Raw genomic sequence first — 22,715 nt, 5'->3', positions numbered from 1 at the left:
TATTTTTAGTATGATAATAGTAACCCCATGGATAGAAAGGATGTTTGCTGTGATGAAGACGCTCGTACTAGGTTCTCAGTCACCCCGGAGGAAGGCTTTATTGGAGATGGCGGGGTGCTCATTGATCCTCCGTCCTTCGTATGCCGATGAAACGCTGGAACCGTCTGTGCCCGCGGATGAAGCGGCAGCATATCTGGCGGAACAAAAAAGCACGGCTTTACAGCTGGAGCGCAATGAGGTGCTGCTGACTTCGGATACCGTCGTATCGATAGACGGAGACATTTTGGGTAAACCCGCGGACAGGCAGGACGCCCGTCAGATGCTGGAAAGGATGAGCGGCCGGACGCATCAGGTGTACACAGCTGTATGCCTGCGTTCAGAGGAGGGCAGGCGCACCTTTACAACAGGAACAGATGTCAGTTTTTATACATTAACGGATGAAGAGATCGACCACTACCTGAATACCGATGAACCCTGGGATAAAGCAGGGGGTTATGGGATCCAGGGAAAGGGAGGGCTCTTCGTCAGGGAAATTAAAGGAGACTATTACAACGTGGTAGGTCTTCCCATTGCCCGGGTCATCCGTGAGCTGAAAGAATTTGGCGTCTCCATCCACTGACACCTTTTTCCCTGGGGAGGAATGAGGAAGGATGTGGATCATTGACAACGCCAAACGTAATGATTAAAAACGTTCCAAAACAGGACCGTCCACGTGAAAGGCTGATGGAGCTGGGGCCTTCCCACCTGTCCAATCAAGAGCTCCTTGCCATCCTTTTAGGAAGCGGGACGAAGCAGGAGTCGGTGATGGAACTTTCCAACCGCCTGCTCGTCCATTTCGAAGGGATTACCCTCTTAAAGGATGCGGCTGTGGAAGAGCTTACCGCCATCAAGGGGATCGGGGCAGCCAAAGCTGTGCAGCTGCTGGCTGCGGTCGAATTCGGCAAACGGATGCACAAAATGAAACCGGTGGAACGCTATATGATCCGCAGCCCTGAGGACGGGGCGGATTTTATTATGGAAGAAATGCGGGATTTGAAGCAGGAGCATTTTATCTGCCTGTTCCTGAATACAAAAAATCAAGTGCTCCACAGGCAGACCATCTTTATCGGAAGTTTAAATGCGTCCATCGTCCACCCGAGAGAAGTATTCAAAGAAGCGGTGAAACGCTCCGCGGCCTCGATTATCTGCGCCCACAACCACCCCTCCGGAGACCCTACGCCCTCCCAGGAAGATATCCAGGTCACCCAGCGCTTGAAAGAATGCGGTAAAATGATCGGGATTGAACTGCTCGACCACATTGTCATTGGGGATCGTACCTTCATCAGTCTGAAAGAAAAGGGTTATCTATAAATGGCTGCGCTTTCCATTCCTGTATTCATCCACGCTTTTCGTATGTTTCTGGAAAAAGTTTAATAGGGATTGTTGTACCACTATCTATTTTTGTAGTTTTTTCGTATAATTGAATAGATGAACAAGACAGAGCGCCATTTATAGGATCTTCTTATAAATCGGCGCTTCTTCTAATCAGACAATTTTGGGGATGTCTCACCCCCGCCTGAGGAAAGCGGGCTCTTAGAAAGGAAGATATAATTGGGGATTTTTGGATTCTCTCAAGATCTCGGGATTGACCTGGGTACAGCGAATACACTCGTATTTTTGAAAAATAAAGGGGTTATTGTCAGAGAGCCCTCTGTCGTAGCCAAGAACTCTCAAACGGGAGAGATTGAAGCTGTTGGTAACGATGCGCGGAACATGATTGGAAGGACACCCGGATACATAAATGTGATCCGCCCGATGAAGGACGGGGTCATTGCTGATTATGATACGACGGCGCAGATGATGAAGTATTACATTAAAAAAGCCTTGAAAAACCGATCTTCGTTCGCGAGTAAACCGAACGTTATGGTCTGTGTACCATCAGGGATCACGATGGTGGAGGAAAGAGCTGTCGTGGATGCCACGAAACAGGCCGGTGCCAAGGAAGCCTATCCGATTGCCGAGCCGTTTGCTGCAGCCATCGGGGCAGGACTGCCGGTGTGGGAGCCGACAGGCAGTATGGTCGTCGATATCGGCGGCGGAACGACAGAAGTCGCCATCATCTCCCTCGGCGGCATTGTGACGAGCCAGTCCATCCGTGTTGCGGGTGATGAAATGGACGACAATATCATCCAGCACATCCGCAAGAAGTACAATTTGATGATTGGTGAACGTACGGCTGAAGATGTGAAAATGGAGCTCGGCGGTGCCGGTGAAGTCAAGGATATCGAAGAAATGGATATCCGCGGCCGTGACCTTCTGACCGGTCTTCCGAAGACGATTACGATCAAGAACGATGAGATTTATGAAGCTATGAAAGATACAGTGGATGCTATTATCGAAACCGTGAAAAACACATTGGAGAAAACCCCTCCAGAGCTTGCTGCTGATATTATGGAACGCGGCATCGTCCTGACGGGCGGCGGGGCTCTGCTTAAGAATATCGATACAGTCATCAGTGACGAAACCAATATGCCGGTCTTTATTGCGGATGAACCGCTTGATTGTGTAGCCATCGGAACAGGGAAATCCCTGGAATACATCCATCACTTCCGCTCCCAGCCGAACGTGGCGAGCCGGGCGAACATGGAGTAAACGAACCGGTTATGCCTTCTTTATTCCGCAGAAAAAGACTGATGATTGTATTAATTGGTTTCATAGTACTTGTGACGTTAATCGGCTTTTCCATCCGTGACCGGGATTCCCTCAGCACACCGGAGAAGTTTCTCCAGGATTCGATCGGCTGGATGCAGACGATTTTTCATAAACCGGTCAGCCTCGTAGATACCACAGTTGAAAACGTTCAAGATATGTTCAACGTGTACGAGCAGAACCAGGTGCTGAAAACCCGTCTCTCTGAATATAAAGGTGTGATTCAGGAAAATCAGCGGCTCAACAAAGAGGTGGATGAACTTCAGGATACCCTCGGCAAGTCCGAAGGCCTCAGTGATTACTCGTCTATTCAGGCCACCGTCATCGCCAGAAGCTCGGACCGCTGGTTTGAGCAGATGACCATCAACAAAGGAGAAGAGGATGGAGTGGAAAAGGACATGGCAGTCATGACAAGTGACGGCCTGGTCGGAAAAGTTAAATCGGCGGGAGCCTTCCATTCCACCGTCCTGTTGTTGAGCGGGTTTGATCGTTCCAACAAGATTTCCTCCTGGGTGGTCCGGGAGGATAAGGAAGAAGCTTTCGGGTTAATCGAAGGCTATGATGACGAGTCAGGGCGCCTTCTCCTTGAAGGTATTAAGCTTGATGAGGAGCTTGAGCCCGGGGATACGGTCATTTCCTCAGGACTTGGAGGTGTCTTTCCGAGTAATCTGAGAATTGGAACCGTTGAGGAAGTGGTGAATGATCAGTATGGGTTGACGAAAACGGCCTATGTGGAGCCGTTTGCTGATTTATTCGACATCAACCACGTCATGGTGGTGGACCGATCGGTGGAGACGATCGATACAAGCAGCGAAAAGGAGGGGGATGAATCATGAGTCGTTATGTCATCCCGCTTGTCTGCCTTTTCCTGCTCGTTATGCAGGGGATGGCCATGAGCCTGCTTCCTGCGAAGCTCGTTTACTCCGATCTCCTGATCACCCCTCACTGGATATTAATCTTTTTGTTCATCATTGCGATTTTTTATGACAAGGACCATACCTACCACGCCGTCTGGTACGGTCTTATGTTCGGACTGTTAATTGATGTGGTTTATACAGGGGTGCTCGGGGTGTATATGATTACTTACACCCTGATTATTTATGTGGTTCACGGGTTGAAGAAACTGGTGCATGCCAATTTTCCTGCTGCTTTTTTACTCGCAGTCATCGGCCTCATTCTGGCGGATGCCCTTCTTTATATCGTATATTCGTTCGTTCAAATTACGTCCATCAGCTGGGTCGATTATGGTCTGCTTCGTCTGCTCCCTACGCTGGCAGCGAATATGATCTTTTTCACCCTGCTCTATCCACTGGTTAAAGAGAGGGTATACGATTGGTCGGAAGAAATCAGCAACGTTTAGTGTAGTGAATGTCTAAGGTCTGAGGTGATTGCCAATGTCGGCGAATGGTCAGAGAATCATGATTAAAGGTACGAGAGATGGATTGATCTTGAAACTGGATGACCAGTGTTCATTCGATCGGCTCCTCCGGGATCTGCAGGATAAGCTGTCCATGAACGGAGTAACGGAAGATGAGCCGATGATCCGGGTCATTATTCAAGTTGGAAAACGCTACTTGACAGAGGAGCAGAAGGAAGAGTTGTCTGCCGTTGTCCGTGAAAAGCAGAAACTCGTCGTTGATAAAATCGAATCGGACGTTTTGACGAAAAAAGAAGCGTTGGATTGGAAAGAAAATACAGAAATTACCCCCGTAGCCAGAACGGTCCGATCCGGGCAGGTGGTGGAAGTGAAGGGTGATCTTCTTCTTGTTGGAGATGTCAATCCAGGTGGACAGGTGAATGCCACGGGGAACATCTTCATTATGGGGCGTTTGAGAGGGATTGCCCACGCCGGCTGTGAAGGGGATGGGGAAGCTGTGATTGCAGCGGCCTATATGCAGCCCAGTCAACTGAGAATCGCTGATCAGCTCAGCCGTTCCCCTGACTATGAGTCGGAAGGCGTGTATATGGAATGCGGGTTTATCGATAAGGGCGTTCAGAAGATTCGTATTGATCGGTTACAGGAAGTTGTAAAGAAGAGACCGAATCTCGTGAGTTTTGAAAGGAGAATGATCAATGGGTGAAGCGATTGTCATTACCTCTGGAAAGGGAGGCGTCGGAAAAACGACTACAACTGCCAATCTGGGGACCGCTTTGGCCTTGCAGGACAAAAAAGTCTGCTTAGTTGATACTGATATCGGTCTCAGGAATTTAGATGTTGTGATGGGGCTTGAGAACCGGATTATCTATGATATCGTAGATGTCGTAAAAGGGCGCTGTAAAACAAAACAGGCACTGATTACAGATAAACGCTTCGAATGCCTTCATGTGCTGCCGGCCGCGCAGACGTCTGATAAATCGGAAGTCACGCCGGAAGGCATTAAAGCCATTGTGGAAGAACTGAAGCAGGATTATGATTACGTGGTTATTGACTGCCCTGCTGGAATTGAACAGGGATATAAGAATGCTGTATCCGGTGCGGATAAGGCGATCGTCGTAACAACGCCTGAAAAATCCAGCGTGCGCGATGCCGACCGGATTATCGGACTGCTGGAGCAGGAGGAGATGGAAGCGCCGAAACTGGTCATCAACCGGATTAGAAACCATCTGATGAAGAATGGGGATATGATGGATGTAGATGAAATCGTCAACGTGTTGTCTATAGATCTTCTAGGCATTGTCATTGATGATGAAGCAGTGATCAAGGCATCCAACAGTGGAGAGCCTGTCGCTATGAAACCGAATTCCAAAGCATCCTTAGCTTACAGGAACATTGCACGCCGGATTCTGGGTGAGACCGTACCCTTGCTGAGTCTGGAAGAAGATAAAGGTGTGCTGGCTAAAGTGAAGCGGTTCTTCGGAATGCGCTCCTGAAAAGAAAAAAATCCCCGGATACGGGGCGGAAGACTGGCGGGAATGTTCCCGGCAGTCTTTTTTTTTGCCGGCGTTTCCCCTGGAGGAAGAAAAAATAATAAACCGGACTCTTGTCCCATAGAATAATAGAAAAAAGGGCAGAGAGAGGGGTTTGAGTGTGAATAAGAATATAAGGGATGTACGGAGGAATATAGCGGGACGAAAGAAAAAAAAGCTAGACCGGCCGGCGTCGGGGACAGGCCCGGTCTATCTTCCCCCACAGGACGAGGAGGCCCATGGTTTCCCGCCATTGTTAACAGGTGACGGAGGATCGCCGAGAGAACCTGTGGAAAACAGAAGAAGCAGCAGGATCGGCCTGCAGGTGTTCTTTGCTGTTCTGTTATTTGGTGTCATGGCTGCAGGTACTCATTCGGGTGCAGGTCTTCTGAAGACGCCCGCAGACTGGGCGGCGGGTCAAATGGAGGATGAATTTCCGTTCGCTAAAGTAACGGCCTGGTACAATGATCGGTTTGGTGATCCTCTTCAAGTCATGAAACCGAAAGAAGATCAGGTGGAAGAGCCTCTGGCGATGCCTGTGAATGGTACTGTGACCACCCCGTTTCAAAATGACGGGAAGGGAATCATTTTGACAACAGCCAGTGATTCCAAAGTACGCGCTGTCCGGGATGGAACGGTCGTCTTCGCAGGTAATGACCCCGACTCAGGAAAAACCGTGGTCCTGCAGCATCCGGACGGCACGGAAACGACCTACGGTTATTTGTCTGAGATTGATGTGTACTTGTATGAAAATGTCCAGGCCCAGGGAGGGCTCGGTTCTGTGAAAGCAGAAGAGGGGGAAAACGCTGAATTCTTCTTTGCCATAGAAAAAGATGACACGTACCTGGACCCCGTTCAGGTGATTAAAGTAAATGAAGGATCTTAGGGTGGCCGGCTGGCTTCATATCCACCCCCTTTTCTTTCTGCTGGCTTTTTCGGCGATTCTTACGGGAGCTATTCTTGATTTTATTCTTTTGTTTACGATTGTCCTCATTCATGAAATGGGGCATTTTTGGACGGCCCGTTACTACAACTGGCGGGTGGAAAAACTTGAAATCTGGCTTTTCGGTGGTGCTGTGGTCAGCGAGGAGCACCATACCCGTCCGTTCAAGGAGCAGACTGCTGTTGTTCTCGCAGGGCCGCTGCAGCACGTGTGGATCTATCTTCTTCTGTACGGTATTCAGATGTGGATCGGTCCGCACCCCTTTATAGCGACGGCTTTCTTCTACAACACGCTGCTTCTCGGGTTTAACCTGATGCCTGTATGGCCGCTGGATGGCGGCAAACTTATTTTCTATCTCTTCTGCCAGACCTCCTCTTTTCAAAAGAGCTTGAAAAGGACGCTCTTTTTTTCTGCGCTTGTTTTGGCGGCAGCCGCCGGCTGGTTGTTCATTGAACAGCGGTGGACGCTCGCAGCCGTCCTGCTTACGGCTTTTCTCATTACAGAACATGTCCTGGAATGGAGGAAACGGGCGTTCAGCCACATGCGTTATCTTCTCTTCTGCGCCTATCAGAACAGAGAAGGCATGAAAACGGAATACCAGCATGTGTCTCCGGACATGCGGATTATGGATGCTGTGAAACATGTCCGACCCAACCGGAGGGTGAAGTATATATTGAAACAGGCGCCCCACTTTTATATAGTAGATGAACAGGAATGTCTGCGCGCTTATTTTGAGAATAAGCAGCCGTACTTAAAGTTTAGAGACATCCGCCAATTTGCTTAAAAAGAGGGATGGCATGCGAACGTTTATCATACAGACAAAAACGGCAGAACGAACCGGCCTGCTGCTGGAAGAAGGAAAGATTCAGGAATATAAAATCGACAGGCCCGGAGCGCGGACGCTCACGGGCTCTATTTACTGTGGAGTGATTGCCCGGATCGATCATGGACTGCAGGCCGCCTTTGTCGATATCGGTTTAGAGAAACAAGCGTTCCTCCGGGGAAATTCCATCCCCTGGGGAAGCGGAAGAATCGAGGAGAAAGTGAAGGTCGGAGAGCGGCTGTTCGTCCAGGTGGAAAAGGACCCGGAGGGCCTCAAAGGAGCAAAAGTAACGGCAGACCTTACACTGGCGGGGGTGAATATGGTTTACCGGCCCTATGGCGGAGAGACAGCCCTTTCAAAAAAGCTGACAGAAGCAGAACAATCTGAGCTGCGTGCTGTGTTTGAGCCGGTGCTTCGTGATCAGGAAGGCTTGATTGTTCGGACCGGAGCAAAAGACACATCCCGGGAGGAGCTGTTGGAAGAACTCCAGCGCTTACAGGAAGAATGGGCCCGTACGGCGGAAGAAGCAGGGAAAAAGCCCCGAAGGATTTGGCATGAAGCTTTTCTTCCGGACCAATGGTTAAGAAAGTTCCCGGTTTCGACCATCGACCAAATCATCATCGACGACACAGCCACTGTGAAGCGTGTGAAGAAAAAGATGCCCGCCTTAGCCGGCAGAATCCAGTGGACAGTAAATGCAGCTGACCATCTGCCTGTGCCGGTCCATACGTTACAGGAGAGTCTTGTGCAGCCGGAAGTCCACATGGAAGAGGGCATCAGTCTGGTCATGGAACAGACCGAAGCGATGGCTGTGATCGATGTCAACAGCCGCCGCTTCAAAGGACGTTCCTTCTCCAATGCCCAGGCACTGGACGTGAATCTGCGTGCGGCAGAGGAAATTCAGAGACAGATCCGTCTAAGGAATTTGTCCGGCATCATTATGATTGATTTTATTTCCATGACTCATCCGGAACACAGGAAGAAGCTGGAGAAGACATGGAGGCAGCTGATGAAGAAGGACCCTGTTTCAACGGTCGTGTATGGACTGACGAAGCTTGGAGTTATGGAGATGACGCGGAAGAAAGAGGAGACAGGACCGCTTTCGCTGCTTGCTGCACAGAGCGCGTACACGTTCACCTATGAGACGATGGTTTACCGGCTGGAGCGCACATTGCTGGAGCTTGGGGATACGGAAGCTGTTCTGCTCGCGGTGGATCCTGAGTGGCTGAAAATAAAAAAACGCTTGTTTTCTGAGCCTGTATCTAGTAAAATTCCACAGGAGCTGTTTGTCAGGATGGATGACAACATCCATGGCTGGCAGATAGAGCTTGAAGGGTCTTCCGACATGATTAAAGAAGTGGCGGAAAGCCGTGATGCACGTGTTGACAACTTGTTTTGATCTGTGGTAACATTATTTTGTTATTCTAGTAGCACCCGCTGCTACAACCGCGCAGAACAGGTTTTAAACCGGAAACGGTACCTGAATGGCGAGTCTGAGTATATTGAGGAGGTGCAGGTATGTACGCAATTATTGAAACTGGTGGTAAGCAGGTTAAAGTTGAACAGGGCCAGGAAATCTACGTTGAGAAAATGGACGTGGAAGCTGGTGAGACTGTCACTTTTGACAAAGTTCTATTCGTAGGTGGAGAAGATACAAAAGTTGGTGCTCCTTACGTAGATGGTGCTTCTGTAACAGCTAAAGTTGAAAAACAAGGCCTACAGAAGAAATTGACTGTCTTCAAATACAAGCCTAAGAAGAACTACAAGCGCAAGCAGGGTCACCGTCAGCCGTACACGAAACTTATCGTTGATGAAATCAACGCGTAAGGATCGTTCCGGATGATTGAAGTATCCATGTTTCGCTCTCAGGGGAATATTACAGGCTTTGAAATTTCCGGTCATGCAGAAAGCGGACCCTACGGCCACGACTTAGTCTGCGCCGCTGTGTCAGCTGTCTCATTCGGAACCGTCAATGCTATTGTAAGCCTCTGTGAATTCGAACCTCATGTTGTACAGGGAGGCGAGGGTGGTTATTTAAAAATCACACTGCCTGACAATCTGCAGGAGCCGGTAAAAACAAAAGCCCAGACGCTTTTGGAAGGCATGCAGGTTTCCTTACAAACGATTGAACAAGATTACGATCAATATATTCATATATCCCAACGATAAGGAGGTGAAGACTCATGCTACGTCTTGATTTGCAGTTTTTCGCCCAGAAGAAGGGTGTAGGTAGTACAAAGAACGGTCGTGACTCTGAGTCCAAGCGTCTTGGAGCCAAACGCGCAGACGGACAGCACGCATCCGCTGGTTCTATCCTTTACCGCCAGCGCGGTACGAAAATCTATCCAGGAGCCAACGTTGGCCGTGGTGGAGATGACACATTGTTTGCGAAAGTGGACGGTGTTGTTAAGTTCGAACGTTACGGACGCAACCGTAAAAAAGTCAGCGTTTATCCTGTAGCACAGGAAGCGTAAACGAATAATTTCGTGCAGCAGAAGCCGCGCTTATTGCAGAAAGCAAAGCGCGGCTTTTTTTATATCCGCTTTTCCAGACGCCGTACTCCCTCCGTAATTTGCCCGGAACTGTTTTTGCCGGCTGTAATCTCTGCTATACTTTTTATTATTATGGGTGTACGAGGGAGTGGACAGGATGGAAGAGAAAGAGATCATCGGACTGCTTAGACATAAGCGTCATGACTGGATGAATCAAATTCAATTGATTCAAGGATATGCTTCGCTTGGGAAGCAAGATCGTCTGATGGATCTGCTGGATACTGTGAAGGCAGAATCGGAGGAAGAGCGCAAGCTGTTAAATGCAGAAGCATCGGCCTTCCCGCTGTGGCTTCTTACGTTTAACTGGATCTATGCATCGTTCCAACTCACCTATTCGCTGGAGCAGGGGCTTGATTTATCCAGTCATGATCAGACACTAACTGCTTATGGCAGGCGGTTGATGGAAATAATGGAAAAGCATAAGGATGCCGATGAACTCTATGAAGGGACTGTGACGCTTTATCGTGGAGGTCAGGGGGCACTTGGATTAAGCTGGGAATGGGATGGACGCTTTCCAGACCCTGATCCGATGCTGAAGGCCCTTCAGGAAGAAGGGTTTATCGCTTCCATCTATGACAGGAAAGAACTTTCTATTGAAATGACAATAGAATGAAGAGGTGAATACTAATGTTTGTCGATCAGGTTAAAGTATTTGTAAAAGGTGGAGATGGCGGGAATGGTCTTGTCGCCTACCGCCGTGAAAAATATGTACCAAAAGGAGGCCCTGCCGGCGGAGACGGTGGTAACGGAGGGGACGTTGTGTTCGAAGTGGATGAGGGCTTGAACACTCTCATGGACTTCCGGTACCAGCACCATTTTAAAGCGGTGCGTGGGCAGAATGGTATGAACCAGAAGCAGCACGGAAAAAATGCCGAACCGCTGGTCATCAGCGTACCACCGGGGACAACTGTGAAAAACGCGGACTCTGATAAAGTAATAGCCGATTTGACGGAACACAAGCAGAGAGCGGTTATTGCTAAAGGTGGACGTGGAGGACGCGGAAATGCCAGGTTTGCGAACCCGAGAAACCCGGCACCTGAAATTGCCGAAAACGGTGAGCCGGGGGAAGAACTGGATGTTGTTGTCGAATTGAAGCTGCTTGCTGATGTCGGTCTTGTCGGTTTTCCGAGTGTCGGAAAGTCTACATTTCTTTCGGTCGTCACGGCTGCACGCCCGAAAATTGCCGACTATCATTTTACGACCCTGGCGCCCAATTTAGGCGTCGTGGAAAGTCAGGACCACAGAAGCTTCGTGATGGCGGATCTTCCCGGACTGATTGAAGGGGCCCATGAAGGAGTCGGACTCGGGCATCAATTCCTGCGTCACGTAGAGCGCACGCGGCTGCTTCTTCACGTGATTGACATGTCTGCTATGGAGGGCCGTGATCCTTATGAGGATTATGTAACGATTAACCAGGAATTATCCTCCTATGATGATCGACTGAAAAATCGTCCGCAGCTCATTGTCGCGAATAAAATGGATATGCCTGGAGCAGAAGATAACCTGGAGCTTTTCAAAGAGCAGCTTGGGGATCAGGAGGTCGACATCTATCCGATTTCCACTGTGACGCGTGACGGTCTTGATGAACTGCTTTATGCGGTGGCTGATAAGCTTGATCAAATGCCGAAGCAGGAAGAAGAACTGGAAGAAGTCGACGAGCGCGTCCTGTATAAATTTGAAAAAGAAGAAGCGCCGTTTAAAGTGACACGGGCCGATGATGGTGCATACGTGTTATATGGAGAGAAAATCGAATCCTTGTTCAGACGGACAGACTTCTCGAGGGATCAGTCCATCAACCGTTTTGCCCGTCAGATGCGGAGCATGGGCGTGGACGAAGCCCTTAGAAAACGAGGAGCCAAAGATGGCGATACGGTAAGACTCATGGATTATGAATTCGAATTTGTTGATTAAGAAGGGAGGAAGAGGTCATGGCGGATTATAACGAAACATTTTATTTAGTCCGTAGTGATATTCTCCCTGAAGCGATGATGAAGACGATTGAGGCGAAAGAGCTGCTGGAACGGGGAAAAGTCGGCTCGATTTACGAAGCGGTCAAACATGTGGGATTATCCCGCAGCGCGTTTTATAAATACCGGGATGCGGTTTTTCCTTTTCAGGCCATGGTAAAAGAACAGATGATCACTCTTTTCTTCCATTTAGAAGACCGGAGCGGGACATTGTCAAACTTATTGATGACGGTGGCGGAATCAGGATGTAATGTGCTGACCATCCACCAGACGATCCCCCTTCAGGGCAAGGCCAATGTGACTCTCTCCTTAAATACGTCAGGAATGAAGGAAAGCATCGAGAAATTGTTACAACAGCTCCATAAACTCGATTTTGTCGATCGTGTTGAAATTTTAAGTTCAGGAGCTTAATTGGAGGGGAAATCATGTCGGAACAGCAGATCGGGTACTTGGGACCCAGGGGGACGTTTACAAAAATGGCGGTGGATGCATTATTTGATGGCGGGTCATTTATCGCTTACGAGAGCATTCCAGCCTGTCTGGATGCGGTGGAGCGTGGCGAAATAGGAACAGCCGTTGTTCCACTTGAAAATGCTATTGAAGGCTCTGTCCATTTGACGATTGATTATTTAGCTCATCAGGTGGATCAGTCTATTATTGCTGAAATGACCGTTCCTATTAAGCAGCATTTACTTGTTCATCCAGCAAGGAATGGGGAAGAGATCCGGAAGGTATATTCCCACAGCCATGCGATTGCGCAGTGTCATGAATACCTTCACAAACACTATCCGAACGCTGAGATTGAATATACAGCCTCAACGGCTAAAGCAGCCGAGCTTGTGGCAGCTGAGCGTGACGGAGTGGCGGCTATTGCGAACCATCTCGCGGCTGAAGGAAATGGACTGACGTTCCTGGATACGGACATTCACGATTATGATAATAATCATACACGGTTTGCTGTCGTTCAGAAGGCGGCGCAGACATTGAAAGTGAAGGACCATCCTGTGAGTAAGCATAAGACGACCGTGATGGTGACGCTGCCCAAGGATTACGTCGGTGCCCTGCATCAGGTTCTTGCAGCTTTTGCCTGGAGGAAGATGAACTTATCAAAAATTGAGTCAAGACCGATGAAAACGGGTCTTGGCAACTACTTTTTCCTAATAGATGTAGATCAGCCTTATGATCAAGTGCTGTTCCCTGGTGTCCAGGCGGAACTGGAAGCCCTGGGCTGTCGGTTGAAGGTAATTGGAACGTATCCAAGCTACCAGATCGACATCCCGGCCCCTGTCCATGAAGCCTGACCCTTCAAACCCCGGAATCCCTGCTGTGACAGGGACATCCGGGGTTTGTTTATATTTTATAGAAATTATTATAGGCTTTTTCATCAAACTTTCGGCTTGTGCTGCATAGAGTGTTATGAAGTTATTTTTGTTTTATTGTTCCTCAGCAATGACAGGAAGGGAGTTGCAAATGTGAGAATTCACATTGTACAAAAAGGAGATACACTCTGGAACATAGCCAAGAAATATGGGGTGGACTTTGAGGAGTTAAAATCCGTAAATACCCAGCTTTCCAATCCTGATATGATTATGCCGGGTATGAAAATCAAAGTCCCTCAAGGTACAAAGTCTGTGAAGAAGGAAGCACCAAAAGCTCAGGCTCCCGCAAAGGAAATGCCTGCAGCCCCTAAGGAAAAGGCAAAGCCGATACCTTCCATTAAGGAAGATGAAAAGAAGCCGGCTCCTAAAGGTGTGAAAGAAAAACCGATGCAGCCCATGCAGCCTATGCAGCCGATCCACATGAATATGCCGATCACCATGCCGAGTATTGATCAGCAGATGCAGAATTATTATACAACCTTCCATCTGCCTCAAATGCCGGGGCCTAAACCGGAAGAGTCACCAGAGTCTCCGGAGTCACCAAAAGAGGAAGTAAAAGGAGAGCAGTATCAGCCGATGCAGCAGCCCTACTGCCCTCCGATGCAGCCTCAGCTCGTGCATACGGATTACTACTGCTGTCCTCCTTATCCGGTTATGATGCCGATGCCATACGGCGGGCCTCACCACATGCAGCAGCCGATGCCGTATCCAATGAACCAGCCCATGTACGGCGATGATTTTGAGTCGGATGATGAAATGGTACAGGGAGCCCAATCGGAGGAGGACTGCGGGTGTGACGGAGGCTCTCCGGAAGGATATGGCCCGGGGTACGGCGGATATCATCCCGGTCATCACCCCCACCCCCCTCACCCTCAGCATCCATGGCAGCAGATGCCTTATGGAGGCATGCAGCATCCGGGGGGATGGGGACATCCGTATCCACAGCAGCCCCAGCACCCCCAGTATCCTCAACAGGGATGGGGCCATCAGCAGCCCTATCAAGGATGGGGACCGCATCCGCAGATGGGACCATGGAACCCTCAACAGGGCGGTCAGGGGATGCCGCAGTCCTGGAGAGACGATGATGTAGATGAAAGCTGAATATAAAAAGGGCGATTCATACACGGATCGCCTTTTTCATTGGATACAAAAAGAGGAGAACCTTCCTGTCATTTACGAACGGACCATTAAACCGAAAGTGTATAAAGTTTCATTTGCAGGCAGGCCGATGATTTTAAAGGGTTATCGGCGGCTCCACGTCATCCAGCAGCAGATCGACTTTTTTGAGCACTGGAATTACGCCTCGCGGACAGCGGCCCGTCCGCTGCCGTTCCGTCCGGGAACATTTACTCTGGGGAAACTGGGCTGTGACTGGGCTTTGTTCGAAAGAATGGAAGGAAGACATGCGGACTTTGACCGGCATCAGGACCGAAAGAAAGCGGTCCGTATTCTGCATCAGTTCCACCGGACCACAAAGGGCATTGCGGTTCTGTCGATTCCGAAGGATCCGTTGTATGTGAAGTGGGAGCGGAGGTTGGAACAGTTTTTGGAAACGAAAGATGTGTTTACGGATTTGGGCAGGCGTCAGATGTTTCAGGATATTTCCTCTTTGGTCCAGCGGAGACTGGAGGCTTTTGCCGACTGTCCGTGGGGGGAAATAGAAGAACGTGCATGGGACAGTCATGAATGGCTGCACGGAGATGTCGCCCATCACAATTTTATTGTCACCCGTGATCAATCCATCCGGATGATTGATTTTGATCTGCTTCATACCGGTCCGCGTGTATATGACCATATTCAACTGGCCCAGCGTTTTCTTCCACATGTGGAATCCGAGCGCTCTACATTGGTCCAATATTTTCCCCACGTAAAGGAACGAGATATCTGGTGGAAAGGTGTTCTTGTTCCCTCTGACCTTCTGCGGGAATGGCTGTACGGCTATAGGAGCTGTCTGCGGGAGGAAAGCTCCTTTACCCGGCAGATGAGAAAACTGGAAAAAGCGTGGGAGAGCCGGAAGAAGTTTGTCCGATACGCAGAACATATGCTATGATTAGTTATCATATGTGTGAAAGGATGAACAATCCGGTGGAAGAAAAAGTTCAGCAGATAACAGCGTGGCTTCAGGAAAAAGTGAAAGAAGCCCATGTAGACGGTCTCCTTGTCGGAGTCAGCGGCGGCATTGATTCCGCAGTCGTAGCCAATTTAATTAAAAGAGCATTTCCTGACAGATCCCTGGGTGTAATTATGCCCTGCAAGAGCCAATCGGAAGATCAGGAACATGCCCGGCTTGTAGTAGAAGCCTGTGACCTCCCTGCCTTGACGGTGGATTTGACGGAGACGCACAACGTGATGTTCACAAATATTCAAACCCAGCTCGAATCAGCCGGCCAATTGAATGAGGATCAGTTGAAACTTGCGGATGCCAACCTGAGAGCGAGGCTTCGCATGAGCACCCTTTATACGATTGCCACAAACCATAAGTACCTTGTAGTGGGGACAGATAATGCTGCTGAATGGTATACTGGTTACTTCACGAAATTTGGAGACGGCGGTGTCGACCTTGTACCGCTTGCAAATCTGACCAAGGGTGAAGTGAGGGAAATGGCTGAATACTTAGGTGTACCGGATGAAGTCATTCATAAACAGCCGAGTGCCGGTCTTTGGGAAGGTCAGACAGACGAAAATGAAATGGGCACCAGTTATGCCATGATTGATCGTCACCTTAAAGGCGAGGAAATTCCTGAAGAGGACCGTCAGATCATCGAAGCAATGCATAAGCGGTCCGCCCATAAGCGCCAGCTTCCTCCTGCACCCCCGCAGTAACTCTGGTGGATTTTGTCAGACTAAAACATTCTTCTTTACCCATAGTAAGGGGAAAAGGAGAATGTTTTTTATGTGGAAAATTATTGGAGTGTTGACTGCCGTCTGTGTGTTGAGTGCGTGTCAATCGGAGGAAGCTCTGGAACCCGGGACGTCCTCTGGTGAAATATATGAGCCGATCAGCTATGGTGAAGTAGAGGACCCGGAAAGGCGTGGACAGATTCCGACCGGCAAGGACAGCTATTTCAAGCGGACAGCAGAGAAGGATTTCCGTAACGCCCGGTATGGAGAAACGAACCGGGCGCATGATAATGATTTCAGTAATGAAGATGCCATGGCCGTCGTAGAGAAGATTCATGAAATAAAGGAAGTGACAATGGCCCAGGCCTATTCTACGGATGAAGATATGTATATCGCCGTGATGATTAATCCGACGGATCGGAGAGATACCGATGTAACGGAAAAAATCAAAAAGAAAGCCGGGGAATTGACGGATAAGAAGCTGACCATTTATACGAATAATAACAACTGGGACCATATGAAGGATTTGAACGCCCGTTTGAATGCTGCGGAAGCACCGGACCGTGTGAAAGAGCGGATTCGTGAGTTCTTCAGGCCTGAGGAGTAAAGCGCCTGCTTTTGTGCCGCAAAATGAATATGGTATAGTGTAGGGTAGAAATGTTTGGGGAGAGGAGAATGTCCAATGGCCGGCCATTCAAAATGGAGTAATATAAAGCATCGTAAAGGGGCTCAGGATGCAAAGCGGGGAAAGCTTTTTATGAAACTGGCCCGTGAAATTTTCATGGCTGCTAAACAGGGCGGAGGGGACGAGGAAACCAACCCTGCGCTCCGAATCGCTGCCGATAAGGCCCGATCCAACAATATGCCGAAAGATAACATTGAAAGAGCCGTTAAAAAGGCGACAGGTGATCTGGAAGGCGTCAACTATGAAGAGTTTACGTATGAAGGATACGGTCCTGGAGGCGTTGCGGTTATGGTCAAAGTCCTGACGGATAATAAGAACCGCACCGCCGGGGAAGTGCGTCATGCCTTCAGCAAAAATGACGGCAATCTTGGTGAAAACGGCTGTGTCGCCTTTATGTTCAACCGTTCCGGCTATCTCGTCATTGATCGTTCCACGACGGAAGCAGATGAAGAGGCGATGATGCTGGAAGTGATTGAAGCGGGTGCTGAGGAAATGGAAACGACGGAAGAGAGCTTTGAAATTTATACAGAGCCTGAAACCTTCTCTGATGTGAAAGCTTCGCTGGAAGAAAGCGGCTATACGTTTTCTACAAGTGAAGTGACGATGATTCCTGAGACGTATACCGAGCTTGAAGAAGAGGGCGTAGAGAAAATGCTGAAGCTGATTGATATGCTGGAGGACAACGACGATGTCCAGGAAGTGTATCACAATCTCGATGCGGATGAAGCGGTTCTCGAAAAATTGTCCTGATTCTGCCTTTCTATGATAATAACTTCTATTTCTGGACAGACTGGAAATAGAAGTTATTTTTATTTGGGAGGGTGAGTACTTTGAAAGCTGCAGCGTATAGGATTACCGGCTGGCTTCTGGTATGTATGGTTCTTGCTTCCTGTTCTCCCGCTGTACTGGAAGGGCAAGACCACAGCTTGATGAGAAGTGTAGAGAAAACGGAGAAAGGGACCTCAGAAGCAAGTGTTGAAACGCTTGTCCAGGCTGAGCCTTTGGAATTGACGATTGTTATGAAGGAACACTACCTCGATGGAGTGGTCGAAACGACGACGAAGCAGGAGACCATCTGGTCGATGATGGACTTCTGGGCTTCTTATGAGGGCTGGAGAATTGAAAATCAGGAGCTGGATCGTATTGTTTTTCAACGGCAGGTGGAAGACATCTCTCCGTTGACTAAACAGCATGGATACTTTGGGTTGAATGAGAACGGAGAACTGGCCGTTTTTCAAGGGATTCCCAATGAGGGAAAAGTGATGGAGTCGTTCAAACCGATTCCTGTAAAACCGTTGGAATCGAAACGCATCGATCTGTTGAAAGGTGGCATTAAGATTAAGGACTCATCCCATTTTGAGCAGGTTGTCCATCAGTATGCCGGAGAAAACCAGATGTAATGACAGGCAGCCGCAGCTTATCTGCGGCTGTTTTTGATGGGGCTGCAATCTCTTGTACAACGCCCCCCCTCCTGCTTTTTTACGTGTGTGTACATAGGCGAACATATGGTTCTATGTTACAATAAGAGGGTTAAGACTAGAGAGCAGGAGAGGTTGCAGCAGATGATTAGTTATATCAAAGGCCAGCTGACGACGCTTGAAGAAGGGTCGATCACGATAGAAGTAAGTGGGATCGGGTATGAGGTTTTATGTGCCAATCCCTTTCATTTTGAAGCACAGATGAATCAAGAAGTGAAAGTACATACGTACCACTACATTCGCGAAGACAATCAATCCTTATATGGATTTAAGAAAAAGGAAGATAAACAGCTGTTCGGGCAGCTTCTTAACGTATCCGGGATCGGCCCGAAAGGAGCGCTGGCCATCCTCGGGACGGTCAGCGTACCGGAATTTGTATCCGCAATCGAGCAGGAAGATGAAAAATACCTGACTAAATTCCCCGGCGTCGGTAAGAAGACGGCCCGCCAGATGATCCTTGATTTGAAAGGCAAGCTGATTGTATGGCTTCCGGATGAGCAGAACGAAGAAACCTTGTTCTACCAGGAAGATCTGACCTCCCGTGAAAAACGTGAGCTGATCGATGACGCCATTGAAGCCTTGAAGGCACTTGGATATACCGAGAAGGAAGTGAAGATGGTCCGCACGCAGCTTGAGAAGTCCAAGCAGGGAACCGTGGATGATTACGTAAGACAAGGACTTCAAATGTTGATGAAATCCTAAAGAGAAGGAGGGATAACCATGGATGACCGGATGATATCCGGCGAGCAGCAGCAGGCCGATCAGGATCTTGAGCTTAGTCTGAGGCCGGAACGGTTGAGCCAGTACATCGGACAGGATCAGGTGAAGAACAACTTGAGCATCTTTATCGAAGCAGCGAAGATGCGGGAAGAGCCGCTTGACCATGCCCTGCTGTATGGCCCGCCCGGGCTGGGGAAAACGACGCTGGCTTCGATTATCGCCAACGAAATGGGCGTCCAGTTCAGAACTACGGCGGGACCTGCGATTGAACGTGCGGGGGATTTGGCGGCGATTTTATCCTCCCTGGAACCCGGGGATGTTCTTTTCATCGATGAAATCCACCGGCTTCCCCGTTCCGTGGAGGAAGTGCTTTATCCGGCGATGGAGGATTTCTGTCTTGATATAGTCGTCGGGACAGGTCCGAGTGCAAGGTCTGTCCGGCTTGACCTCCCTCCCTTTACGCTTGTCGGTGCAACGACAAGGGCGGGGCTTTTGTCCGCTCCGCTCCGGGACCGTTTTGGTGTACACAGCCGTCTGGAGTACTATGATACGAAAGCACTCTGCTCCATTGTCGAGCGGACGGCGGAAATCTTTTCCGTATCAATCGAAAAGGACGCAGCTGTCGAAGTGGCCCGCCGTTCACGCGGGACCCCGCGGATAGCCAACCGGCTCTTGAAACGGGTCCGGGACATTGCGCAGGTCAAAGGGGAAACCGTCATCTCCAAGGCGACCACACAGGAAGCGCTGAGGATGCTGCAGGTGGACGCCGAAGGTCTTGATTTTATTGATCATAAATTATTAATGGGGATTATGGACAGCTTTCAGGGCGGTCCTGTAGGGCTGGATACGATTGCAGCGACGATCGGCGAGGAATCGCAGACCATTGAAGATGTGTATGAGCCGTATCTGCTGCAGATCGGATATATTCAGCGTACACCGCGCGGACGGGTCGTGACCCCGAAAGCTTATGCCCATTTCAACAGGGAGGTGCCCGGCTCTTGACGGGGTTTGGCAGAATCTTTATTGTTATAGGGATTGTGTTTATTGTCATAGGAATCGTGTGGAGTCTGTTCGGCAGACTCCCTGGTGACTTCTCTTTTAAAAAAGGAAATGTCACGTTTTATTTTCCGATTATGACCTCGATTATCGCCAGTATTGTATTATCTTTGATTTTTTACTTAATTCGGAGATTCTAGCAGGACCAGCGGTAAACGGGCACGATGAAAGAAGAATTATCTCAGGAAGAATAGGGGATTTGTATGGATATTAAGCAGTATGATTTTGATCTGCCGGAAGAGCTGATTGCACAGGTTCCGCTTGAGGACCGTTCCTCTTCCAGATTGATGGTCTGCGACCGCAGCACAGAAAACATCGAGCACAAGCACTTTGCAGATATTACGGAAGACTTAAATCCCGGCGACTGTCTTGTATTGAATGACACACGCGTCCTTCCGGCCCGGTTGTTCGGAGCGAAGGAAGGAAGCGGCGGGAAAGTGGAAGTTCTTCTTCTGCATCAGACAGAAGAGGATGAATGGGAAGTCCTTGTAAAACCGGCTAAAAAGGTGAAGGAAGGAACGAAAATCATCTTCGGCGACGGAAAGCTTACGGCTGAATGTACGGAAATTCAGGAGCATGGTGGACGGAAGGTGAAATTCAGCTACGAGGGAATTTTCCTTGAAGTCCTTGAATCTCTAGGAGAAATGCCGCTGCCTCCATACATCAAGGAGCAGCTGTCGGACAGAGAACGGTACCAGACGGTCTATGCGAAAGAAGAAGGCTCAGCTGCAGCACCGACCGCAGGCCTGCACTTTACGAATACGCTTTTAGAGGGGCTTCAGGAAAAAGGTGTGGAACTTGCCTACCTGACCCTCCATGTTGGTCTTGGGACATTCCGTCCGGTGAGCGTGGATAACATTGAAGAGCATGATATGCATGCGGAATTTTATCAGCTCAGCCGTGAAACCGCCGATCAGCTGAACCGGGTTCGTGAAAACGGTGGAAGAATTATCTCTGTGGGAACAACGTCCACCCGTACTCTGGAGACGATCATGAGAGACTACGGAACGTTTACAGAGGCGGGTGGATGGACGGATATCTTTATTTATCCTCCCCAGAAGCTGCAGGCCATCGACGGATTGATTACGAACTTCCACCTTCCAAAATCGACGCTCATCATGCTTGTCAGTGCATTTGCCGGGCGTGACTTCGTTATGGAAGCCTATCACCGTGCTGTAGAGGAGCGTTACCGTTTCTTCAGCTTCGGGGATGCTATGTTTATTAAATGATCAGGAAGATCAACGGAAGAAAGGATAGGAAAAATGGCAATCACATATGAATTAATCAAAACTTGTAAGCAGACAGGGGCGCGTCTCGGAAAAGTCCATACACCCCACGGCTCTTTCGAAACACCGATGTTCATGCCTGTCGGTACTCTTGCTACCGTAAAGACGATGAGTCCCGAGGAACTGGAACGGATGGGGGCTCAGATCATCCTTTCCAATACGTACCATCTGTGGCTCCGTCCCGGAGAGGATATCGTAGAGGAAGCCGGCGGCCTTCATAAATTTATGAATTGGAACGGTTCCATTCTAACGGATTCCGGCGGATTCCAAGTGTTCAGTTTGAGCGATCTTCGTCAAATCGAAGAGGAAGGGGTGCACTTCCGCAACCACATCAGTGGAGAGAAGCTGTTCCTCTCCCCGGAAAAAGCGATGCATATCCAAAACTCTCTCGGTGCAGATATTATGATGGCGTTTGATGAGTGCCCGCCTTATCCGGCTGAACATAAATATATGAAGGACTCTGTGGAACGGACGAGCCGCTGGGCAGAGAGGTGCCTGGAAGCTCATCAGCGGCCTCATGATCAAGGATTGTTTGGGATCATCCAGGGCGGGGAATATGAAGACCTTCGTCAGCAGAGTGCCCGTGATCTGACATCCATGGACTTTCCGGGATATGCCATTGGAGGCTTGTCTGTAGGAGAGCCGAAAGACGTGATGAACCGCGTGCTCGATTTCACGACACCGCTTCTTCCGGATCAAAAGCCCCGCTATTTGATGGGCGTCGGTTCACCGGATTCCCTCATCGATGGAAGCATCCGCGGCATTGATATGTTTGACTGTGTCCTGCCTACCCGGATTGCGAGAAATGGAACATTGATGACCTCCCAGGGCCGTCTCGTTGTGCGCAATGCGAAATATGCCCGCGATTTCCGCCCGATTGATGAGAACTGTGACTGCCATACGTGCCGGAATTACAGCCGCGCGTACATCCGTCACTTAGTCAAATCCAACGAAACATTCGGTTTTAGACTTACGACTTATCATAATCTTTATTTTCTGTTAAACTTAATGAGGCAAGTGCGTGAAGCCATTAGAGAAGATCGACTCGGTGATTTTAGAGAAGAATTCTTTGAACAATATGGTTTCAATAAACCAAATGCGAAGAACTTTTAGAAAGGGGGAATAATAGATGGACACATTAGTAGGCCTGTTACCGATTATTCTAATGTTTGTCATTTTCTATTTCCTATTGATCCGTCCGCAGCAGAAGAAACAGAAACAAGTGCAGCAGATGCAGTCGGATTTACAGAAAGGTGACAAGATCATTACTATCGGAGGCATGCACGGTACGATACATGCGATTGATGAAGGTACGCTTATCATCAGCGTACAGGATGGAACGCAGATGAAGTTCGACCGTTCCTCCATCCGTGAAAAAGCCAGCGAATAA

The 22,715-nt window shown here is 49.1% G+C and carries 29 protein-coding genes and 1 other annotated feature; all 29 genes read left to right on the top strand.

The genetic code is table 11. The annotated features are described in order from the left end of the window. Window positions 1-52 precede the first annotated feature (52 nt). Window positions 53-619, top strand: coding sequence for a Maf family protein (locus tag GLV97_RS05765; protein WP_160840823.1), 567 nt, complete (start codon window positions 53-55; stop codon window positions 617-619). A 59-nt stretch (window positions 620-678) separates the two neighbouring features. Then, window positions 679-1,350: a RadC family protein gene (gene radC / locus GLV97_RS05760; protein ID WP_160836512.1), complete on the top strand. Its 672-nt coding sequence runs from the start codon at window positions 679-681 to the stop codon at window positions 1,348-1,350. 240 nt (window positions 1,351-1,590) lie between these two features. Then, entirely contained in the window at window positions 1,591-2,631 is a 1,041-nt protein-coding gene (locus tag GLV97_RS05755) for a rod shape-determining protein (RefSeq protein WP_202409603.1), read from the top strand. Window positions 2,632-2,642: 11 nt separating this feature from the next. After that, complete coding sequence (gene mreC, locus GLV97_RS05750; protein ID WP_160840725.1) at window positions 2,643-3,524, top strand: rod shape-determining protein MreC; 882 nt, start codon at window positions 2,643-2,645, stop codon at window positions 3,522-3,524. Then, on the top strand, window positions 3,521-4,048 hold the full coding sequence (gene mreD / locus GLV97_RS05745; protein ID WP_160840724.1) for a rod shape-determining protein MreD: 528 nt from the start codon (window positions 3,521-3,523) through the stop codon (window positions 4,046-4,048). The genes mreC and mreD overlap by 4 nt, the downstream gene beginning before the upstream one ends. 34 nt (window positions 4,049-4,082) lie before the next feature. Next, window positions 4,083-4,769: a septum site-determining protein MinC gene (minC, locus tag GLV97_RS05740; RefSeq protein ID WP_160889210.1), complete on the top strand. Its 687-nt coding sequence runs from the start codon at window positions 4,083-4,085 to the stop codon at window positions 4,767-4,769. After that, on the top strand, window positions 4,762-5,559 hold the full coding sequence (minD, locus tag GLV97_RS05735) for a septum site-determining protein MinD (protein WP_160836245.1): 798 nt from the start codon (window positions 4,762-4,764) through the stop codon (window positions 5,557-5,559). The genes minC and minD overlap by 8 nt, the downstream gene beginning before the upstream one ends. A 157-nt stretch (window positions 5,560-5,716) precedes the next feature. Further along, on the top strand, window positions 5,717-6,481 hold the full coding sequence (locus GLV97_RS20255; protein WP_160889209.1) for a peptidoglycan DD-metalloendopeptidase family protein: 765 nt from the start codon (window positions 5,717-5,719) through the stop codon (window positions 6,479-6,481). Next, a complete protein-coding gene (locus tag GLV97_RS05725; RefSeq protein ID WP_160836243.1) occupies window positions 6,468-7,322 on the top strand; it encodes a site-2 protease family protein in 855 nt (284 codons plus the stop codon). Before GLV97_RS20255 ends, GLV97_RS05725 begins: the two co-directional genes overlap by 14 nt. A 13-nt stretch (window positions 7,323-7,335) precedes the next feature. After that, entirely contained in the window at window positions 7,336-8,760 is a 1,425-nt protein-coding gene (locus GLV97_RS05720; protein WP_160889208.1) for a ribonuclease E/G, read from the top strand. A 35-nt stretch (window positions 8,761-8,795) separates the two neighbouring features. Continuing rightward, window positions 8,796-8,866, top strand: a sequence feature (ribosomal protein L21 leader region). A gap of 13 nt (window positions 8,867-8,879) precedes the next feature. After that, a complete protein-coding gene (rplU, locus tag GLV97_RS05715) occupies window positions 8,880-9,188 on the top strand; it encodes a 50S ribosomal protein L21 (RefSeq protein WP_160889207.1) in 309 nt (102 codons plus the stop codon). 12 nt (window positions 9,189-9,200) lie between these two features. Continuing rightward, on the top strand, window positions 9,201-9,530 hold the full coding sequence (locus GLV97_RS05710) for a ribosomal-processing cysteine protease Prp (RefSeq protein WP_160836241.1): 330 nt from the start codon (window positions 9,201-9,203) through the stop codon (window positions 9,528-9,530). Between the two features lie 14 nt (window positions 9,531-9,544). Further along, a complete protein-coding gene (gene rpmA / locus GLV97_RS05705) occupies window positions 9,545-9,835 on the top strand; it encodes a 50S ribosomal protein L27 (RefSeq protein WP_027955268.1) in 291 nt (96 codons plus the stop codon). Between the two features lie 175 nt (window positions 9,836-10,010). After that, complete coding sequence (locus GLV97_RS05700; RefSeq protein ID WP_160889206.1) at window positions 10,011-10,526, top strand: Spo0B domain-containing protein; 516 nt, start codon at window positions 10,011-10,013, stop codon at window positions 10,524-10,526. A 14-nt stretch (window positions 10,527-10,540) separates the two neighbouring features. Further along, window positions 10,541-11,824, top strand: coding sequence for a GTPase ObgE (gene obgE, locus GLV97_RS05695; protein ID WP_160840720.1), 1,284 nt, complete (start codon window positions 10,541-10,543; stop codon window positions 11,822-11,824). A gap of 17 nt (window positions 11,825-11,841) precedes the next feature. Next, complete coding sequence (locus tag GLV97_RS05690; RefSeq protein WP_027955271.1) at window positions 11,842-12,291, top strand: ACT domain-containing protein; 450 nt, start codon at window positions 11,842-11,844, stop codon at window positions 12,289-12,291. A 14-nt stretch (window positions 12,292-12,305) separates the two neighbouring features. Then, window positions 12,306-13,181 (top strand): prephenate dehydratase, encoded by an 876-nt coding sequence (gene pheA / locus GLV97_RS05685; RefSeq protein WP_160836238.1) that lies wholly within the window; start codon window positions 12,306-12,308, stop codon window positions 13,179-13,181. 171 nt (window positions 13,182-13,352) lie between these two features. After that, window positions 13,353-14,360, top strand: coding sequence for a SafA/ExsA family spore coat assembly protein (safA, locus tag GLV97_RS05680; RefSeq protein ID WP_160840718.1), 1,008 nt, complete (start codon window positions 13,353-13,355; stop codon window positions 14,358-14,360). After that, on the top strand, window positions 14,350-15,309 hold the full coding sequence (locus tag GLV97_RS05675) for an aminoglycoside phosphotransferase family protein (RefSeq protein WP_160889205.1): 960 nt from the start codon (window positions 14,350-14,352) through the stop codon (window positions 15,307-15,309). Before safA ends, GLV97_RS05675 begins: the two co-directional genes overlap by 11 nt. Before the next feature lie 35 nt (window positions 15,310-15,344). Beyond that, window positions 15,345-16,082: an NAD(+) synthase gene (nadE, locus tag GLV97_RS05670; RefSeq protein WP_160889204.1), complete on the top strand. Its 738-nt coding sequence runs from the start codon at window positions 15,345-15,347 to the stop codon at window positions 16,080-16,082. Window positions 16,083-16,152: 70 nt separating this feature from the next. After that, window positions 16,153-16,707 (top strand): YhcN/YlaJ family sporulation lipoprotein, encoded by a 555-nt coding sequence (locus GLV97_RS05665; RefSeq protein WP_160836234.1) that lies wholly within the window; start codon window positions 16,153-16,155, stop codon window positions 16,705-16,707. A gap of 75 nt (window positions 16,708-16,782) precedes the next feature. Continuing rightward, window positions 16,783-17,535 (top strand): YebC/PmpR family DNA-binding transcriptional regulator, encoded by a 753-nt coding sequence (locus GLV97_RS05660; RefSeq protein ID WP_160840712.1) that lies wholly within the window; start codon window positions 16,783-16,785, stop codon window positions 17,533-17,535. 80 nt (window positions 17,536-17,615) lie between these two features. After that, window positions 17,616-18,185, top strand: coding sequence for a BofC C-terminal domain-containing protein (locus GLV97_RS05655; protein WP_237418576.1), 570 nt, complete (start codon window positions 17,616-17,618; stop codon window positions 18,183-18,185). Between the two features lie 162 nt (window positions 18,186-18,347). Continuing rightward, complete coding sequence (gene ruvA, locus GLV97_RS05650) at window positions 18,348-18,965, top strand: Holliday junction branch migration protein RuvA (protein ID WP_160836232.1); 618 nt, start codon at window positions 18,348-18,350, stop codon at window positions 18,963-18,965. 18 nt (window positions 18,966-18,983) lie between these two features. Further along, a complete protein-coding gene (gene ruvB / locus GLV97_RS05645) occupies window positions 18,984-19,985 on the top strand; it encodes a Holliday junction branch migration DNA helicase RuvB (protein ID WP_160836231.1) in 1,002 nt (333 codons plus the stop codon). Then, window positions 19,982-20,179: a DUF2905 domain-containing protein gene (locus tag GLV97_RS05640; protein ID WP_160836230.1), complete on the top strand. Its 198-nt coding sequence runs from the start codon at window positions 19,982-19,984 to the stop codon at window positions 20,177-20,179. Before ruvB ends, GLV97_RS05640 begins: the two co-directional genes overlap by 4 nt. Before the next feature lie 63 nt (window positions 20,180-20,242). Then, window positions 20,243-21,268: a tRNA preQ1(34) S-adenosylmethionine ribosyltransferase-isomerase QueA gene (queA, locus tag GLV97_RS05635; RefSeq protein WP_160889203.1), complete on the top strand. Its 1,026-nt coding sequence runs from the start codon at window positions 20,243-20,245 to the stop codon at window positions 21,266-21,268. Between the two features lie 33 nt (window positions 21,269-21,301). Then, window positions 21,302-22,438, top strand: coding sequence for a tRNA guanosine(34) transglycosylase Tgt (tgt, locus tag GLV97_RS05630; RefSeq protein WP_160836228.1), 1,137 nt, complete (start codon window positions 21,302-21,304; stop codon window positions 22,436-22,438). A gap of 16 nt (window positions 22,439-22,454) precedes the next feature. Next, window positions 22,455-22,715 carry a preprotein translocase subunit YajC gene (yajC, locus tag GLV97_RS05625; RefSeq protein ID WP_160889202.1) on the top strand — a complete coding sequence of 87 codons (261 nt, stop codon included), beginning with the start codon at window positions 22,455-22,457 and terminating at the stop codon, window positions 22,713-22,715.

The sequence above is a fragment of the Halobacillus litoralis genome (genome assembly GCF_009856355.1).
Taxonomy (GTDB): Bacteria; Bacillota; Bacilli; order Bacillales; family Halobacillaceae; genus Halobacillus; species Halobacillus litoralis_B.
Note: the sequence above shows the minus strand (reverse complement) of the source record. Positions and strands in the feature narration are given on the sequence as shown.

Coding starts and splice junctions, on each gene's coding strand:
- GLV97_RS05765 (WP_160840823.1), top strand. CDS start 53: ATGAAGACGCTCGTACTAGGTTCTCAGTCACCCCGGAGGAAGGCTTTA.
- radC (WP_160836512.1), top strand. CDS start 679: ATGATTAAAAACGTTCCAAAACAGGACCGTCCACGTGAAAGGCTGATG.
- mreC (WP_160840725.1), top strand. CDS start 2,643: ATGCCTTCTTTATTCCGCAGAAAAAGACTGATGATTGTATTAATTGGT.
- mreD (WP_160840724.1), top strand. CDS start 3,521: ATGAGTCGTTATGTCATCCCGCTTGTCTGCCTTTTCCTGCTCGTTATG.
- minC (WP_160889210.1), top strand. CDS start 4,083: ATGTCGGCGAATGGTCAGAGAATCATGATTAAAGGTACGAGAGATGGA.
- minD (WP_160836245.1), top strand. CDS start 4,762: ATGGGTGAAGCGATTGTCATTACCTCTGGAAAGGGAGGCGTCGGAAAA.
- GLV97_RS05725 (WP_160836243.1), top strand. CDS start 6,468: ATGAAGGATCTTAGGGTGGCCGGCTGGCTTCATATCCACCCCCTTTTC.
- GLV97_RS05720 (WP_160889208.1), top strand. CDS start 7,336: ATGCGAACGTTTATCATACAGACAAAAACGGCAGAACGAACCGGCCTG.
- rplU (WP_160889207.1), top strand. CDS start 8,880: ATGTACGCAATTATTGAAACTGGTGGTAAGCAGGTTAAAGTTGAACAG.
- GLV97_RS05710 (WP_160836241.1), top strand. CDS start 9,201: ATGATTGAAGTATCCATGTTTCGCTCTCAGGGGAATATTACAGGCTTT.
- rpmA (WP_027955268.1), top strand. CDS start 9,545: ATGCTACGTCTTGATTTGCAGTTTTTCGCCCAGAAGAAGGGTGTAGGT.
- GLV97_RS05700 (WP_160889206.1), top strand. CDS start 10,011: ATGGAAGAGAAAGAGATCATCGGACTGCTTAGACATAAGCGTCATGAC.
- obgE (WP_160840720.1), top strand. CDS start 10,541: ATGTTTGTCGATCAGGTTAAAGTATTTGTAAAAGGTGGAGATGGCGGG.
- GLV97_RS05690 (WP_027955271.1), top strand. CDS start 11,842: ATGGCGGATTATAACGAAACATTTTATTTAGTCCGTAGTGATATTCTC.
- pheA (WP_160836238.1), top strand. CDS start 12,306: ATGTCGGAACAGCAGATCGGGTACTTGGGACCCAGGGGGACGTTTACA.
- GLV97_RS05675 (WP_160889205.1), top strand. CDS start 14,350: ATGAAAGCTGAATATAAAAAGGGCGATTCATACACGGATCGCCTTTTT.
- GLV97_RS05665 (WP_160836234.1), top strand. CDS start 16,153: ATGTGGAAAATTATTGGAGTGTTGACTGCCGTCTGTGTGTTGAGTGCG.
- GLV97_RS05660 (WP_160840712.1), top strand. CDS start 16,783: ATGGCCGGCCATTCAAAATGGAGTAATATAAAGCATCGTAAAGGGGCT.
- ruvA (WP_160836232.1), top strand. CDS start 18,348: ATGATTAGTTATATCAAAGGCCAGCTGACGACGCTTGAAGAAGGGTCG.
- ruvB (WP_160836231.1), top strand. CDS start 18,984: ATGGATGACCGGATGATATCCGGCGAGCAGCAGCAGGCCGATCAGGAT.
- queA (WP_160889203.1), top strand. CDS start 20,243: ATGGATATTAAGCAGTATGATTTTGATCTGCCGGAAGAGCTGATTGCA.
- tgt (WP_160836228.1), top strand. CDS start 21,302: ATGGCAATCACATATGAATTAATCAAAACTTGTAAGCAGACAGGGGCG.
- yajC (WP_160889202.1), top strand. CDS start 22,455: ATGGACACATTAGTAGGCCTGTTACCGATTATTCTAATGTTTGTCATT.